1 protein-coding gene is annotated in these 385 nt (G+C 48.1%); it reads left to right on the forward strand.

Annotated features, from left to right (window positions below):
• A partial coding sequence (locus CIL05_RS22495; RefSeq protein WP_206207831.1) for a hypothetical protein occupies positions 1–328 on the forward strand: 328 nt, incomplete at its 5' end.
• Positions 329–385: the final 57 nt, after the last annotated feature.

The following is a 385-nucleotide window of genomic DNA, read 5'->3' on the forward strand; positions in this document are numbered from 1 at the left end:
GTCCGCGCTGCGTTCTTCATCGATGCGAGAACCAAGACATCCGTTGCTAAAAGTTGTTCAGCGTTTAATAATTAGAATCCTGCAGGCTCCGAAGAGCCCAACAAGAAGCGTTAATTTCGTCAAACCAGAGAATGGGTTGAAAGAAAAAGGCACACAGTACTACGCGGATGTGAAGGGAAAAGCCGAAGCCTCTCTCTCCCAGAGCGCCAGCAATACAGCCGTTCCCAGCTGCAAGCTGCTTTGCCTAGCGGTAAAACTAGACTCAAACGTAGTCAAAGGGCGGGTTAATGGTTCGTATAAAGGGGTTGATACGTTGGATACGTGTTAATGATCCTTCCGCAGGTTCACCTACGGAAACCTTGTTACGACTTTTACTTCCCGTGAT

The organism is Virgibacillus profundi, assembly GCF_002287375.1.
GTDB classification, from domain to species: Bacteria; Bacillota; Bacilli; order Bacillales; family Amphibacillaceae; genus Virgibacillus_K; species Virgibacillus_K profundi.